Here is a 14892-nt window from a genome sequence, read left to right on the forward strand (position 1 = left end):
CGGGACATGCGGAAGGCGGCCGTGCTCGCAGTCGTCGTGGTGACGCTCGCCGTCGTGGCCGTCGTCAGCGTGTCCAGGCTCACGAAGCTGCACGTCCCGTTCCTGTCCGACACCTGCCGCAGCTATGCCGCCGACAACGTGGTGCGGCTCGCCCCCGACCAGCTGACCCACGCGGCGACGATCGTGGCCGCGGCCGTGCGGCGCGATCTGCCCGAACGCGCCGCCGCGATCGCGCTGGCCACCGCGCTCCAGGAGTCCAAGCTCCGCAATCTCGACGCCGGCGACCGCGACTCGATCGGCCTGTTCCAGCAGCGTCCGTCGCAGGGCTGGGGGACGCCCGAGGAGTTGCGCGACCCGCGTTTCGCCGCCGGTGAGTTCTACGAGCACCTGGTCCGGGTGCGCGGCTGGCAGAAGATGCGTCTCACCGACGCCGCCCAGGCCGTGCAGCGCAGCGCGCACCCCGAGCTGTACCAGAAGTGGGAGGCCGACGCCGAGACGCTGGCCGCCGCCCTGCTCGGCGACGAGGCCGGAGCCGTGACCTGCCAGCTGCGCCGCCCGCCCGATCGGGTCGGTTCCGGTGCCAGCACCGCCCTGATCGCCGAGCTCGCGGCTGACCTGGGGAAACTCACGGTCAACCCGAGCGTCGAGGGAGACGTTCCGATCCTGAAGGTCGCGGTCGGTGGGGGCGGGAAGTCGAAGCTGGGCTGGCAGTCCGCGCACTGGTTCGTGGCCAAGGCGCACGAGTACGGCGTCCGCCGGGTCGCTTTCGACGGCGACGTCTGGACGGCCGACAGCGGCAAGTGGGTCCGCGACCGCTCGGCTCCCGGCGAGGCCTACGTGGAAGTCCGCATGGCCGCGTCGTCCTGAACCAGGTCACCCCCGGCCGGTTCGCCCCTCGGACGGGCCACCCGCAGCCGGGGTGAGCATCCGGCGCGCGCGGTCGCGGAGTTCCTCCGGCAGGGCCGGGGCTTGCAGGAGACGGGGGGCCAGCGAGCGGTCTCCGGTCAGGGCGCGGAAGACTTCGCCGATCGTGACGCCGTGCTCGGGACGGTCGGTGATCGTGACGCGGTCACCGGCGCCGAGGTCGCCCTCCTCGATGATCCGCAGGTAGGCACCCGGGGAGCCGCGCTCGGTGAAGCGCTTGACCAGCCCCGGGACGTCCCAGAAGCCGGCGAACGTCCGGCACGGGATGCGCGGCCTGCTGACTTCGAGCAGGGTGGTGCCGATCTGCCAGCGCTCGCCGATGACCGCGTCGGTGCAGCTGAGGCCCCGCACCGAGAGGTTCTCGCCGAACGCGCCCGGCCAGAGCTCTCGGCCGAGCTCCTGCTCCCACCACTGGGCGTCTTCGTCGGCGTACGCGTACACGGCCTGGTCGTAGCCGCCGTGATTCTTCCTGTCGACGATCACGTCCCCGGTGAGCCCGACACCCTCGGCCCGGACCCGGCCGGGCGCCGGCCGCTTGTCGATGCCGGTACTGCCCATGCTCTGCGTCCAGGGCACGACCCGGAGGGTTCCGAGGTTGACGGAGACGACGACGCTCATCCTCCGAGCCTACGGAGGTAGGCGAGAACTGCCAGTACCCGGCGGTGGTCGTCGGCGTCGAGGGGCAGGTCGAGCTTCGACAGGATGTTGCCGATGTGCTTGGTCACCGCCGCTTCGGTGACGACGAGCGTCCGGGCGATCGCGGCGTTCGAGCGTCCCTCGGCCATCAGCGCCAGCACTTCGACCTCACGTCCGGTCAGCCGGTCGAGCGGATCGGAGCGGCGCCGCAGCAGCTGCCGGACGACCTCCGGGTCGACGACCGTGCCGCCGCCGGCCACGCGTTCCACCGCGTCGGCGAAGTCGTCGACGTCACCGACCCGGTCTTTGAGCAGGTAGCCCACACCACCGGTGTCGCCGGTGTCGAGCAGTTCGGCCGCGTACGTCTGCTCGACGTACTGGCTGAGCACGAGGACGGGCAGCGACTTGTTCCTGGTGCGCAGCGCGACCGCGGCCTTGAGACCGTCGTCGGTGTGGGTCGGCGGCATCCGGACGTCGGTGACGACCAGGTCGGGTTCGGTGCGGGCGACCGCGCTCTCCAGCGACGGGGCGTCACCGACCGCCGCGACGACCTCGTGGCCGTACCGGGTGAGCAGCGCGACCAGGCCTCCCCGCAGCAGCACGCTGTCTTCGGCGAGCACGATCCTCAACGGACGGGAATCTCCACACGCAGCAGAGTAGGGCCACCGATGGGGCTGACGACAGTAAGGGCTCCGTCCACGACCGCGATGCGATCGGCGAGCCCGACGAGGCCGCTGCCGAGCGCCGGGTCGGCCCCGCCGACACCGTCGTCCAGGATTTCGACGTTGAGCAGGCCGTTGTGGATGCCGCCGCGGACCGTCGCGCTGGTGGCCTTGCTGTGGCGGTCGACGTTCGTGAGCGCCTCGGTGACGACGAAGTACGCCGCGGCCTCGATCTCGGGCGCGAGCCGCCGGGGGACGTCGACGTGGACCTCCACCGGAACGACCGCCCGGCCGGCGACCTCCGTCACCGCCGGAGCCAGACCGCGGTCGGTCAGCACCTGCGGGTGGACCCCGCGGATCAGCTCGCGCAGCTCGGCCAGCGCGAGCTTCGCCTGCTCGTGGGCGGACGCCACCCGGCGGGCCACGTCGGACCCGGGCGGTGCGTCGAGCCGGGCCAGGCCCAGCTCGACGGAGAGGGCAACGAGCCGCTGCTGGGCGCCGTCGTGCAGGTCGCGCTCGATCCGGCGACGCTCGGCCTGGAACGCGTCGACCAGCCGGGCCCGCGAGCGGGTCAGCGCGACGACCCGCTCGCCCAGCTCGGATTCGCGCGGAGCGAGCAGGAACCGGGTGAGGTTCGCCCGGCCGCCCGCCCAGGCCGCGATCAGGTACGCGAACACGACCGCCAGCAGCACCCCGATCGGCACCACCGGGAGCGCCTCGCCGATCGAGTTGACCTGCCAGCCCGGCCCGAGGTTGATCACTTCCTCGGACCGGTCGCTGAACGCGATGATCACCGGCGAACCGATCAGCAGCCCGACGCTCGTGAGGACGATCGACAGCCCGATCAGGTCGGCCAGCCCCAGCACGGCCAGCAGCAGCGTGCAGGCGAACTCGCGCCAGGTCGAGGGCTCGCGGTAGCGGTGGGTGAACCAGGCCCACGCACCCGGCCTCGACGGCGGGCGGTGCGGGCTCGACACCGGCACCGGATCGACCAGCCGGAGCCGCCACCGCTCGATCGGGCCGACGACCAGCCCGCACAGCGGCAGCAGGGCGAGCACCGCGAGCCCGATCACGAACAGTGACAGCACCGCCCCGGTGATCGCGATCGTGAACAGCACGATCGCGATCACCATCCCGAGCACGCCGCCCGAGGCCAGGTACGCGAGCCCGCGCCACGGCCAGGACGAGAGCAGGAACCGAGGGCGGCGCAGCGCTTGCCAGATCGTCACGCTCTCGACGGTAGGCAGGCCACTTCGCATTGTCGGTAGGGCTGGATCTACTCGTTGAGGTCTGGACGACTACTCGGTGAGGTCCCAGACGACCTCGGGCCGGCCGGCGTCGGTGAGGGCCTTGTTCGTGGCGCTGAACGGGCGGCTACCGAGAAAGCCACGCGGGTTCATCGGGCTCGGGTGGCCGGCCTCGAGCACCACGTGCGCGGGGTTCGTGACCAGCTCGGCCTTCTTCCGGGCGTAGCTGCCCCAGAGCAGGTAGACGACCCGGTGATCGAGCGTGTTGACGGCCCGGATCGTCGCGTCGGTGAACTCTTCCCAGCCCTTGTTCGCGTGCGAGCCCGCCTTGCCCCGGCGCACGGTCAGCACCGAGTTGAGCAGCAGGACGCCCTGCTCGCCCCAGGCCGTGAGCTCGCCGCCGGCCGGCATCGCGGTGCCGACGTCGGCCGCCATCTCCTTGAAGACGTTGCGCAGCGACGGCGGAATCCGCGTCCCGCTCCGGACGCTGAAGCAGAGCCCGTGGGCCTGGCCGGGCCCGTGGTACGGGTCTTGCCCGAGGAGCAGGACCTTGACGTCTTCCGGGGCGCACAGCCGGTACGCCGCGAACAGGTCTTCCAGCGGGGGGTACACGGTCTGCTCGGCGTACTCGCGCTCGACGAACTGCTCCAAGGGTTTCAGGTCGCCGAGGAACGGCGCGAGAACGGCCTGCCACGGCTCGGGCAACAACGCGATCAGGTCGAGAGGCATGGTCGAACCCTAGGGGGCCGGTCCGACAGTTCGGTGGAGCTGGCTCTACCTGTGGGCCTCCGGTCTGCTCTGGTGTTTCCGGCCTCTTCGGACGGTTGGCTGGACGCATGCTCGCCACCGACCGAACCACTGACATCGCGGCCGCGCTGCACGGCGTCCGCAAGGAGTACGGCAGCCGGAGTCAGCGGGTCACCGCCCTCGACGGCGTCACGATCACGTTCCCGACCGGCACGTTCACCGCGGTGATGGGCCCCTCCGGGTCCGGCAAGTCGACGCTGCTGCAGTGCGCGGCCGGGCTGGACTCGCCGACCGAGGGCCTGGTCGAGGTCGCCGGGGTGAAAGTGAACAAACTCAACGAGACCCAGCGCACGCTGCTGCGACGTGACCGGATCGGGTTCGTGTTCCAGTCGTTCAACCTGCTCCCGTCGCTGACCGCGGCGCAGAACGTCGAACTGCCGCTACGGCTGGCGGGCCGTCGTCCGTCCTCCGGGCAGGTGCGGGAGGCTCTGGCCGCCGTCGGGCTCGCCGAGCGGGCCCGGCACCGGCCGAGCGAGCTCTCCGGTGGCCAGCAGCAGCGGGTCGCGATCGCCCGCGCGCTGATCACCCGGCCCGCGGTGCTGTTCGCCGACGAGCCGACCGGCGCGCTCGACAGCACGACGTCCCGCGAGGTGCTGGCCCTGCTGCGCGGGCTCGTCGACCGCGACCGCCAGACGATCGTGATGGTCACCCACGACCCGATCGCGGCCGCTTCCGCCGACCGCGCCGTGTTCCTGGCCGACGGGCGGGTGGTGGGCGAGCTCCTGTCGCCCACCGCCGACGCGGTCGCGGCCCGGCTCGCCCACCTGGAGGCGTGATGCTCGCGCTGACGACCCTGCGGACGCGGTGGGTCTCACTGCTCGGCACCCTCGTGGCGGTGGCGCTGGGTGCGGCGCTGATCAGCGGCGCGGCGGAACTGCTGGCCGGCGTCGGCGCCCTGGACGGCGTCTCGGAGCCGCTGACGCACTACGCGGCGGCCCCGATCGTCGTCCAGGGCGCGCGGACGACGGACGACTACGTGGAGGCACCGGCCCCACCCCGGGACGCGGCGGCGCGGCTGGCCCGGGTGCCCGGAGTGGGCGCGGCGATCCCCGACGTCGTGTTCTCCGCCGGACGGGGCTGGGCCGGACGGGGCTGGGCCAGCACCCGGCTGGCCGGTGCGTCGCTGGTGACCGGCCGCGCTCCCGGTGACGGCGAGGTCGTCGTCGGCCGCGAACGCGGGCTCGCCGTCGGTGCGACGGTGCGGGTCCGGTCGGCCGACCTGCGGGTGTCCGGCCTGCTCGACCGGCCCGGCCTCTACGTCTCCGACCGCACCGCGGCCCGGTGGGGAACGGTCCGCGCCGTCGGGGTCCTCGTGGCGCCGGATGCCTCGGTCGACGTGGTGGCCGCCGCGGTCCGGCGCAGCCTCGGTCCGGAGGCGACGGTACGGACCGGGGACGCGCGCCGGCTGGCCGAGCCGAGCGCGGATCGTCAGCAACTGGACGACGCCGGCGCGCTGCTCGGGATCTCGGCCGGGCTGGCCGGGTTCGTCGCGATCTTCGTGGTGTCGTCGACGTTCGCGTTCGCGGTGTCCCAGCGACGCCGGGAGTTCGCGCTGATGCGGCTGGTCGGCGCGCGCCCCCGGCAGGTGCGGCGGATGGTGTACGCGGAAGCGTTCTACGTCGGCGGGTTCGCGGCCGCGCTCGGGTCACTGCTCGGGATACCGCTGTCGTGGTTGTACACCGTGCTGCTGCACCGGGCCGGTCTGGTGCCGTCGTCGTTCTCGCCGGTGGCGCGGTTCTGGCCGCTGACGATCGGGTTCGGCGTCGGCCTGGTGGTCACCCTGCTCGGCGCATGGACGTCGGCGCGCCGGGCCGGCCGGGTGCCCGCGGTGGAGGCGCTGCGCGACGCAGCCGTCGAGAAGCGTCCGATGACGCTCGGCCGCTGGTTCTTCGGGCTGCTGTTCCTGCTCGGCGCGACGGCGTTGATCGTGGCCGCGTCGCAGGTGGACAGCGAGGGCGCGGTCGCGATGACGGTGTTCGTCGGTGAGCTCTTCGTGGTGGCGTTCGCACTGCTGGCGCCCGCGCTGATCCCGCCGGTGATCCGGGTGGTGTCGTGGCCGCTGGCCCGGTTGCGTCAGGCCGAACCGCTGCTCGTGCGGCAGGGCGCGCTGACGGCGGTTCGCCGGGTGGCGTCCACGGCCGCGCCGGTGCTGGTGACGGTCGGCATCGCCGGATCGATGATCGGGGCGATCGCCACGGTCTCCGACGCCGCCGACGCGGACCTCCGCGACCGCCTGATCGCGGACGTGATCGTCCTGCCGTCCGCCGCCGCACCGGACGCGGCCGACGCCGGCACCGGCACCGGCGCGCCGGACGGGGTCGATGGCGAGGTGCCGGCCGCGGTGGCGGCGGCGGTGCCGGGAGCGGTCGTCTCGGCACCGCTGTCGACGACCCTCTGGGAAGCCCGTCCGAGCGAGGACTCCAGCCACTCGATCACCGGCCAGGCGCTGGGCGTCGACCCGGCGACGCTGAGCCGGACGCTCGAGATGCCGGTGGTGTCCGGCTCGCTGGCCGACCTGCGGCCGGGCACGATGACCGTCCCCGACGTCTCCGACCTGCACGTCGGCGACACCACAGCGGTCCGGTTCGCGGACGGGGCCGTGTCCACGCTGCGGGTCGTCGCGGTGGTCGCTTCGCTGCAGTCCACCAGCGTGCTGCTGCCGATCGAGACGGTCCGCGCGCACGATCCGTCGGCCTCCGCCCCGGCGGTGTACGTCCGGGGTGCCCCGTCCTCCTCCGTCGAGGCGGCGGTCGCCCCGCTCGGCGCCCGGGCGGTCGGCCGGGGGACGTACGCGGACTCGGTCCGCGCGGCGACCGACGAGGGGAACCAGCTCGCGCTGGTGGCGCTGCTCGGCGTCGCGCTGCTCTACACCGGGCTGGCGATCGTCAACACGCTGCTGATGGCGACGTTCGACCGTCGCCGGGAGCTGGCGCTGCTGCGGCTCTCCGGTGCGACGCCGCGCCAGGGACTGCGGGTGGTGGTGGCGGAAGCGGCGCTGGTCGTGGTCGTCGGTACCGGGATGGCCGTGGCCGCGACCGTGCTGAGCCTGTTCGGCCTGGCCCGGGCGTTGGGTCAGATGGTGGAGTCGGCGACGCCGTCGATCCCGTGGGTACCGCTGGGAGCGGCGGCGGGGGTGTGCCTCGTGCTGGCGCTGCTGGCCACCGCGATCCCGGCGAGGGCGCTGCTGGCCCGCCCGGCGACGTCGTCGCTGGCGACGGAGTGACGGCCGCCGGCGCCTCGGGCCGGCGGGAAGCCGCCGGCCAGGCCCGCGGGGAGCCGCCGGCGGCCTCAGCTCTTCTTGGCGCCTTCCCTGGCGTCGCCGGTGGAGAGAGCAGCGATGAACGCCTCCTGAGGGACCTCGACGCGGCCGACCATCTTCATCCGCTTCTTGCCCTCCTTCTGCTTCTCCAGCAGCTTCCGCTTCCGCGAGATGTCGCCGCCGTAGCACTTCGCGAGCACGTCCTTGCGGATCGCCCTGATGTTCTCGCGGGCGATGATCCGGGCACCGATCGCGGCCTGGATCGGCACCTCGAACTGCTGCCGCGGGATCAGCTCGCGCAGCTTCTGGGCCATCGTCGTGCCGTAGTTGTAGGCCTTGTCCTTGTGCACGATCGCGCTGAACGCGTCGACCTGCTCGCCCTGCAGCAGGATGTCGACCTTCACCAGGTCGGCGGCCTGCTCACCGGTGGTCTCGTAGTCGAGGCTGGCGTAGCCCTTGGTACGCGACTTCAGCTGGTCGAAGAAGTCGAAGATGATCTCGGCCAGCGGCAGCGTGTACCGCAGCTCGACCCGGTCTTCGGACAGGTAGTCCATCCCCATCAGCGTCCCGCGCCGGGACTGGCACAGCTCCATGATCGCGCCGATGTAGTCGCTCGGCGCCAGCACGGTGGCCCGCACCATCGGCTCGTACACCTCGTCGATCTTCCCGTGCGGGAACTCCGACGGGTTCGTCACGATGTGCTCGGTCTTGTCTTCCATGACCACGCGGTAGACGACGTTCGGCGCGGTCGCGATCAGGTCGAGCCCGAACTCTCGCTCGAGCCGCTCCCGGACGATCTCCAGGTGCAGCAGGCCGAGGAACCCGACCCGGAAGCCGAAGCCCAGCGCGGCCGAGGTCTCCGGCTCGTAGGCCAGCGCGGCGTCGTTGAGCTGGAGCTTGTCGAGCGCCTCGCGCAAGATCGGGTAGTCCGAACCGTCGATCGGGTAGAGCCCGGAGAACACCATCGGCTTGGCCTCGGCGTAGCCGGGCAGGCTCTGGGTGGCCGGCTTCGCGTTGTTGGTGACCGTGTCACCGACCTTCGACTGGCGGACGTCCTTCACGCCGGTGATCAGGTAACCGACCTCGCCGACACCGAGCGCGTCCGACGGCACCGGCTCGGGGGAGATCACGCCGAGCTCGAGCAGCTCGTGGGTCGCGGCCGTCGACATCATCTTGATGCGCTCGCGGGAGCTCAGCTGACCGTCGATGACCCGGACGTAGGTGACGACGCCGCGGTAGGTGTCGTAGACCGAGTCGAAGATCATCGCGCGGGCCGGCGCGCTCGCGTCGCCCTTCGGGGCCGGGAACTGCTTGACGATCTCGTCGAGCAGGTGTTCGACGCCCTCGCCGGTCTTGCCGGAGACCTTCAGGCAGTCTTCGGGCTCGCAGCCGATGAGCTTCGCGAGCTCCTCGGCGTACTTCTCCGGCTGCGCGGCGGGCAGATCGATCTTGTTGAGCACCGGGATGACGTGCAGGTCGTTCTCGAGCGCCAGGTAGAGGTTCGCGAGCGTCTGCGCCTCGATGCCCTGGGCAGCGTCGACCAGCAGGACGGCACCCTCACAGGCGGCGAGGCTGCGGGACACCTCGTAGGTGAAGTCGACGTGCCCGGGGGTGTCGATCATGTTCAGGATGTGGGTGGTTCCGTCCAGTTCCCACGGGAGCCGGACCGCCTGGGACTTGATCGTGATGCCGCGCTCGCGCTCGATGTCCATCCGGTCGAGGTACTGGGCACGCATCTGCCGCTCGTTGACCACGCCCGTCAACTGCAGCATGCGGTCGGCCAGCGTCGATTTGCCGTGGTCGATGTGCGCGATGATGCAGAAGTTGCGGATCAGGCTCGGGTCGGTGGATCCCGGCCGCGGCGTCGGGGGCACGCGCGTGTCCCTCTCTCTCCTGGCGAAGTGGGCAGGTGACGGGCGCGCTCCGGCGGCCACGCCGTTGCGCCGCTCGCGTCATCCGGCGGCGCCGCAGAGATTGCGGCACCCCCATTCTCCCACGCACGCCGCGAGGCCGGGAGCGGCGGGAGCCGCGGGCGCGGTCACACGCGTTCGGCCGGGAGCGGGAGTGCGCGTTTTGTCGGCGGCCGATGCCTCCTGGTAGCCTGGCTATTCGCGCGGTGGGTGCGATGTGCGCTGCTCGTAGTGGAGCACCCCGCCATCGCCGGTACTTGCCAGCCAAACACGACCAGACCCGAGGCTTACGCGTGGCGAACATCAAGTCCCAGATCAAGCGCATCAAGACGAACGAGAAGGCGCGCCTGCGCAACAAGGCCGTCAAGTCGTCGCTCAAGACGGCGATCCGCAAGTTCCGCACGGCAGCCGACGCCGGCGACCGTGACGTGGCTCTGACCGAGCTGCGCAACGCGTCCCGCGCGCTCGACAAGGCGGAGAGCAAGGGCGTCATCCACAAGAACCAGGCCGCGAACAAGAAGTCGGCCATGGCGAAGCGGGCCGCGGCTCTCTGAGCCACCCCGCCACGCACGAACGGCACCGTCCCCCGGGGGCGGTGCCGTTGTCGTTCAGGAGCCCGCGGCCGTCGTTCAGGAGCCCGCGGCGGTGGTTCAGGAGCCCGCGGCCTCGTCCCGACGGGGCAGCGGCACGGTCGCTTCGTCGAGTGCGGTCACCCTGACCACGCCGAGCGCCGCGATGTCGGGCTCAGCGATGTCGGGCCCGGCATCGTTGGGCCTAGCGTCCTCCACCGGGGCCGGTACGGCTTCCCGCACCCGCGGGCGCCTCGCCGCGTGCGGGTCGGGCAGACGGCCGACGACGACGTCGTTGAGCTTCACCATCACCGCCACGGTCACCGGCCCGGCCAGCACACCCCACCAGCTCACCAGGTCGGCGAAGGCCAGCAGCATCGCGACCGCGATCGAGCCCTCGAAGAACATCGCGCACAGCACCTTGCCCGGGTCGAGATACCGCAGGCGCAGCGCGCGGGCATAAAGCGGCCGCGGGAGGTCTTGCCGGTCGGGCCCCGACGGTAACCGCGCCGTCACCGGGTTTCCCGGGCCGAGACGATCGCGAGCACCGCCCGCTCCAGCGCGTAGCTCCGGTCGTCCGCACCCCCCTTGACGTCGGCGTTCGCGGTGGCGGCCGCTCTGGCGGCACTCGCCAGACCGGCCGGTGACCAGCCCCGCCCCTGCCGCTGGGCCCGCTCGACCTTCCACGGCGGCATTCCCAGCGTGCTCGCGAGCTGGAACGAGCTGCCCCGCGCACCGGTGACCCGCGCCACGCTGCGCACCCCGTCGGCCAGCGCGTCGGCGATCGGCACCGGGTCGACGCCGATCTGCAGCGCCCAGCGCAGCGCCTCGAGCGCCCCGGCCGTGTCGCCGACCATCGCCGCGTCGGCGACGTTGAACCCACTCACGTCCGCGCGCCCGCGGTGGTACTGCCGCACCGCGTCGGGATCGACCCGGCCGCCGGTGTCGGCCACCAGCTGGCTGCAGACCGACGCGAGCTCGCGCAGGTCGGAGCCGACCGAGTCGAGGATCAGCGACGCGACCTCCTCACTCGCCTTGCCGCCGGCCCGCCGGATCTCGTCGCGCACGAAAGTCAGCTTGTCGCGCTGCTTGGTGAGCCTGGTGACCGACGTCGTCACCGCACCGGCCTTCTTCAGACCGTCGCTGAGGGCCTTTCCGCGGGCCTGGCCGAGGTGGGTGACCACCAGCACGATGCCGCTGCTCGGATCCTTTGCCAGCGCGGTGGCGTGCTGCAGCAGCGCCGCGGCGAGGTCTTTGCCCGCGGTGTGCGCCTCGCGGGCGATCAGCACCCGGGCCTCGGCGAACAGCGACGGGCTGAACAGCTCGTACAGCGCGCCCGGCGTCACCGAGGAGAGGTCGAGCTCACGAACGTCACATTCCGGATCCGTCGCCCGCGCGAGCGCGACGACGTCGGCCACCACGCGACCCGCGAGGAAGCTCTCGTCACCGAGGACGAGGTGGAGCGGCGCGAGGGTGGCCGGGGGCGAGGGGGCAGCCGAGCCAGGCATGCCGCACATCGTTGCACGCGGCGCCGACAGTTGCGGCCCCACGCCCGCGCTTCCCGCGTCCGGCACCACGTCCGCCCAGGTGGGCACCGCGGTTTCCGCCGCTACCGGTGGCCGGGGGCGACGCCGCCGCGGGTGGCCGTACGGAGCGATCCGCCGGGACCGGCGATCACCGCCAGGTCGCCGCTGCGGTCGGTGCGCAGCACCCGGGCACCGCGTGCGGCCAGATGTACGACCACGTCCCGGTCGGGGTGCCCGTAGTCGTTGTCGATCCCGACCTCGATCAACGCGACGCGCGGCCGCGCCGCGTCCAGGAACGACGGCTCGGACCACGCCGACCCGTGGTGCGGCACCTTGAGCACGTCCGCCTCCAGCGGCTCGCCGGTCGACATCAGCGCCCGCTCGGCGTCGTGCTCGGCGTCCCCGGGCAGCAGCACCGAGACCCGTCCGACCGTCGCGCGGACGATCAGCGAATTGTTGTTCGGATCCGACCGCGTCCCGTGCAGCACCCGGACCGGTCCCAGCACCCGCAGCGCGACCGCTCCGGCGGTCAGCCGCTCCCCCACCGTCAACGACGTCAGCCGGACGCCGTACCGGCGGGCGGAGCGGGCGACCGCCTGGTAGTTCCCGGCCGGTTCGGTGTACGGGCCGACCCCGATCGCACCGACCGCCCGGCCGGCCAGTGCCCCGTCGAGCCCGCCGATGTGATCCAGGTGCAGGTGGCTCAGGAGCAGGAGCGGCACGGTGTTGACGCCCAGACGCCGCAGGCAGCCGTCCACCGCCGCCGGCTCCGGCCCGACGTCCACCACGACCGCTGCGCCCGGACCGGCCCGGAGCACCAGCGCGTCGCCCTGGCCGACGTCGCAGCCGACCACGACCCAGCCCGGCGGCGGCCAGCCCGGCGCGATCACCCGCAGCGGGAGTACGGCGACCACGGCCGCCGCGCCGACGACCGCGATCAGACGCCGGGGCCACTGCCAGCGGGCGGCGAACGCCCCGGCCGCGATCAGGACCGCGAGCGCCCAACCGCCGGTAGCGCCGTCCGGCCACGGGATCAGCCCGTCGGGCACCGCGGCTCCCCGCTCGGCGACCAGGACGAGCCACCGGGCCGGCCACTGACCGAGCCAGGCCAGAACGACGGCGATCGGTGCCACCACCGGAGCGGTCACGGCGGCGAGGAGGCCGAGCACGGTGGCCGGCCCGACCGCGGGCGCGGCGATCAGGTTCGCCGGGATCGCGGTGAGGCTGACCGTGCCGGTGAGCGCCGCCAGCAGCGGTGCGCACGCGGCCTGGGCGGCGGACGGCACCGCCAGGGCGTCCGCGGCCAAACCGGGGACGCCCCGGCGCTGCAGCGCCGCCGACCAGGACGGGGCGATCAGCAGCAGGCCGGCCGTCGCCGCGACCGAGAGCGCGAACCCGGGCGCGGCCGCGAGAGCCGGGTCGAGGAGGACCAGCACCAGGATCGAGACGCAGAGCGCCGGGATCGCGGCCCGGGGGCGGCCGAGCGCCAGTGCGAGCAGCCCGAGCCCGCACATCGCCGCCGCCCGGACGACGCTCGGCGACGGCCGGGCCAGGATCACGAAACCGGCGATCGCCAGCGCGGCCAGGCCGGCCGACCGGACCGGCCCGGCGCGGAGCCGCTGCAGCGCGGCGAGCACGAGACCGGCCAGAATCGCGAGGTTCGCGCCGCTGACCGCGGTGAGGTGGGTCAGGCCGGTCCGGCGGAACGCGTCTTCGACGGCGGGGTCGAGCTCGGAGGTGTCGCCGACGACGAGGCCGGGCAGGAGGCCGCCGGGCTTGCCGGGCAGAGGCGCGCAGGCCTCGCGCAGGCCCGCGCGGAGCGACCCGGCGGCACGCTGGATCCAAGGCGGGTCGCCGTGCCGCCGCGGGGCGGCCGTGGTGCGCAGTACCGCGGCCGTGAGGTCGCGACGCCGGGGAGGCAGCAGACGGCCCTCGGCGGTGACCCGCTGGCCCGGGAGGAGCCCCTCCCAGGCCGGGTCCTGCCCGAGCACCAGGATCCGCCCGCCGGTCGGGTACCGGGCGTGGCCCACCGTCAGGAACTCGACCGTGGCGGGCACGACCCACACGGGGAGCCCGCCCACCCGCCCGTCGGCCGCCGTGGGGTCGTCCTTCACCACGAGCCGGACGGTGACCGGCCCGCCGCGGGGAAGCGCGTGGGCCACGGCGCCGGAATCCCGCTCCAGGATGCGGGGAGCCGCCCCCACGGCGCCGAGGGCTGAACCGAGGGCGACGGCCGCCACCCCGAACCACACCGCCGCGCCGCGGGCCCGCCGGGAGCCACGGGTGGCACGGGCCGCACGGGTGGCACGGGCCGCACGGGTGGTTCGTAGCCCGCAGAGGGCGGCGACAGCGGCGACCACCGCCGCGATCGCCGCGACGAGAACGGTGGCCCGTGGGCCGTGGCCCAGGCACCACCAGACGGTGAGCCACGCCCCGGACGCCGGCCCGGCGAGCCGCAGATCCGCCGGCGACCTCCCCGGCGCCACCGCCGGCGCGTCGCCGTTCACACCCGCACCAGTTCGCGGAGCTTCTCGAAGCGGCTGTCGCCGATTCCGTCCACCTCGCGCAGCTGGTCCACCGATCGGAAGCCGCCGTGCTCGGTGCGGTACGCGACGATCCGCTCCGCGAGCACCGGGCCGACCCCGGGCAGACCGTCGAACTGCGCAGCGGTCGCGGTGTTCAGATCGAGCGGGCCGTCCGCCCCCGGGCCGGGCGCCGCAGCCGTCCCGTCCGCACCCGCCGGTACCGGCGCCCCCACCGCGATCAGCTCGCCGTCGACCACCTTCCGGGCCAGGTTCAGCGTGCTCAGATCCGCCCCCGGCAGCGCTCCCCCGGCCGCGTCCACCGCGTCGGCCACGCGGGAACCGGGAGGCAACCGGACCAGCCCCGGCCGCCGCACCTTCCCGGCCACCGCGACCACTGCCACCACCGGCGACGCCGTGCCCGAGGGGGACGTCTCCCCCGGCACGGGCCCCGGCTCAGCCACCACCGAGGCAGCCGCCACCGGCTCCGACGCGGGACGGCCCCGCCACGCCACCACCCCGGCCAGCACCGCGACGACCATCCCGACGACCGCGAGCACCGCCAGCCCCCGGCGGCCCGGCCCCACCGCCGCGTCCCGCACTCCGGCCGGCACCCACCGCCGCCACCCCGGCTCGAAACCCGGCTCGAAACCCGCCTCCCCGCCGGACGAAGGCGCGAGCGCACCCAGCCTCGACCTCGCGATCGACTCGTCTCCAGCGGCCTTCCGGCGTCCCATGAGCGCAGACCGTAAGCGCCGCCGGCCTCCCACCGACCCCGCCGGAACGGCGCTGTGGACAACGCCCCCACCGGTGGAAATCCCCCGGCCGGG

Annotated in this window: 13 protein-coding genes; 4 read left to right on the plus strand and 9 right to left on the minus strand. The window is 73.5% G+C overall.

The window, feature by feature from the left end; genetic code table 11:
- Nucleotides 1-6 precede the first annotated feature (6 nt).
- Nucleotides 7-867 carry a hypothetical protein gene (locus ACIBZJ_RS13825; protein ID WP_395929206.1) on the plus strand — a complete coding sequence of 287 codons (861 nt, stop codon included), beginning with the start codon at nucleotides 7-9 and terminating at the stop codon, nucleotides 865-867.
- 6 nt (nucleotides 868-873) lie between these two features.
- On the opposite strand, the gene ACIBZJ_RS13830 is transcribed toward ACIBZJ_RS13825, so the two are convergent.
- From ACIBZJ_RS13830 to ung, 4 genes are all read right to left on the minus strand, one after another.
- Entirely contained in the window at nucleotides 874-1542 is a 669-nt protein-coding gene (locus ACIBZJ_RS13830) for an MOSC domain-containing protein (protein WP_395929208.1), read from the minus strand.
- Nucleotides 1539-2189, minus strand: a complete 651-nt coding sequence (locus tag ACIBZJ_RS13835) for a response regulator (protein WP_395929210.1) — start codon at nucleotides 2187-2189, stop codon at nucleotides 1539-1541. Before ACIBZJ_RS13835 ends, ACIBZJ_RS13830 begins: the two co-directional genes overlap by 4 nt.
- Entirely contained in the window at nucleotides 2186-3451 is a 1266-nt protein-coding gene (locus ACIBZJ_RS13840) for a sensor histidine kinase (RefSeq protein ID WP_395929212.1), read from the minus strand. The genes ACIBZJ_RS13835 and ACIBZJ_RS13840 overlap by 4 nt, the downstream gene beginning before the upstream one ends.
- A 69-nt stretch (nucleotides 3452-3520) precedes the next feature.
- Nucleotides 3521-4198 carry a uracil-DNA glycosylase gene (gene ung, locus ACIBZJ_RS13845; protein WP_395929214.1) on the minus strand — a complete coding sequence of 226 codons (678 nt, stop codon included), beginning with the start codon at nucleotides 4196-4198 and terminating at the stop codon, nucleotides 3521-3523.
- 107 nt (nucleotides 4199-4305) lie between these two features.
- Here ung and ACIBZJ_RS13850 point away from each other — a divergent pair, with 107 nt between their 5' ends.
- Together ACIBZJ_RS13850 and ACIBZJ_RS13855 are read left to right on the plus strand one after the other, a co-directional pair.
- Entirely contained in the window at nucleotides 4306-5052 is a 747-nt protein-coding gene (locus ACIBZJ_RS13850; protein WP_395929216.1) for an ABC transporter ATP-binding protein, read from the plus strand.
- Complete coding sequence (locus ACIBZJ_RS13855; protein WP_395929218.1) at nucleotides 5052-7499, plus strand: FtsX-like permease family protein; 2448 nt, start codon at nucleotides 5052-5054, stop codon at nucleotides 7497-7499. The genes ACIBZJ_RS13850 and ACIBZJ_RS13855 overlap by 1 nt, the downstream gene beginning before the upstream one ends.
- A gap of 65 nt (nucleotides 7500-7564) precedes the next feature.
- On the opposite strand, the gene lepA is transcribed toward ACIBZJ_RS13855, so the two are convergent.
- On the minus strand, nucleotides 7565-9409 hold the full coding sequence (gene lepA / locus ACIBZJ_RS13860) for a translation elongation factor 4 (protein WP_395929220.1): 1845 nt from the start codon (nucleotides 9407-9409) through the stop codon (nucleotides 7565-7567).
- A gap of 329 nt (nucleotides 9410-9738) precedes the next feature.
- On the opposite strand from lepA, the gene rpsT reads away from it, so the two are divergent.
- Nucleotides 9739-9999: a 30S ribosomal protein S20 gene (rpsT, locus tag ACIBZJ_RS13865; RefSeq protein WP_395929222.1), complete on the plus strand. Its 261-nt coding sequence runs from the start codon at nucleotides 9739-9741 to the stop codon at nucleotides 9997-9999.
- A 96-nt stretch (nucleotides 10000-10095) separates the two neighbouring features.
- On the opposite strand, the gene ACIBZJ_RS13870 is transcribed toward rpsT, so the two are convergent.
- From ACIBZJ_RS13870 to ACIBZJ_RS13885, 4 genes are all read right to left on the minus strand, one after another.
- On the minus strand, nucleotides 10096-10530 hold the full coding sequence (locus ACIBZJ_RS13870; RefSeq protein WP_395929224.1) for a hypothetical protein: 435 nt from the start codon (nucleotides 10528-10530) through the stop codon (nucleotides 10096-10098).
- On the minus strand, nucleotides 10527-11522 hold the full coding sequence (gene holA, locus ACIBZJ_RS13875) for a DNA polymerase III subunit delta (RefSeq protein WP_395929226.1): 996 nt from the start codon (nucleotides 11520-11522) through the stop codon (nucleotides 10527-10529). The genes ACIBZJ_RS13870 and holA overlap by 4 nt, the downstream gene beginning before the upstream one ends.
- Nucleotides 11523-11623: 101 nt before the next feature.
- Entirely contained in the window at nucleotides 11624-14047 is a 2424-nt protein-coding gene (locus ACIBZJ_RS13880) for a ComEC/Rec2 family competence protein (RefSeq protein WP_395929228.1), read from the minus strand.
- Complete coding sequence (locus ACIBZJ_RS13885; RefSeq protein WP_395929230.1) at nucleotides 14044-14799, minus strand: ComEA family DNA-binding protein; 756 nt, start codon at nucleotides 14797-14799, stop codon at nucleotides 14044-14046. The genes ACIBZJ_RS13880 and ACIBZJ_RS13885 overlap by 4 nt, the downstream gene beginning before the upstream one ends.
- Nucleotides 14800-14892: the final 93 nt, after the last annotated feature.

Origin of the sequence: Cryptosporangium sp. NPDC051539 (assembly GCF_044454545.1) — a bacterium.
Taxonomy (GTDB): domain Bacteria; phylum Actinomycetota; class Actinomycetes; order Mycobacteriales; family Cryptosporangiaceae; genus Cryptosporangium.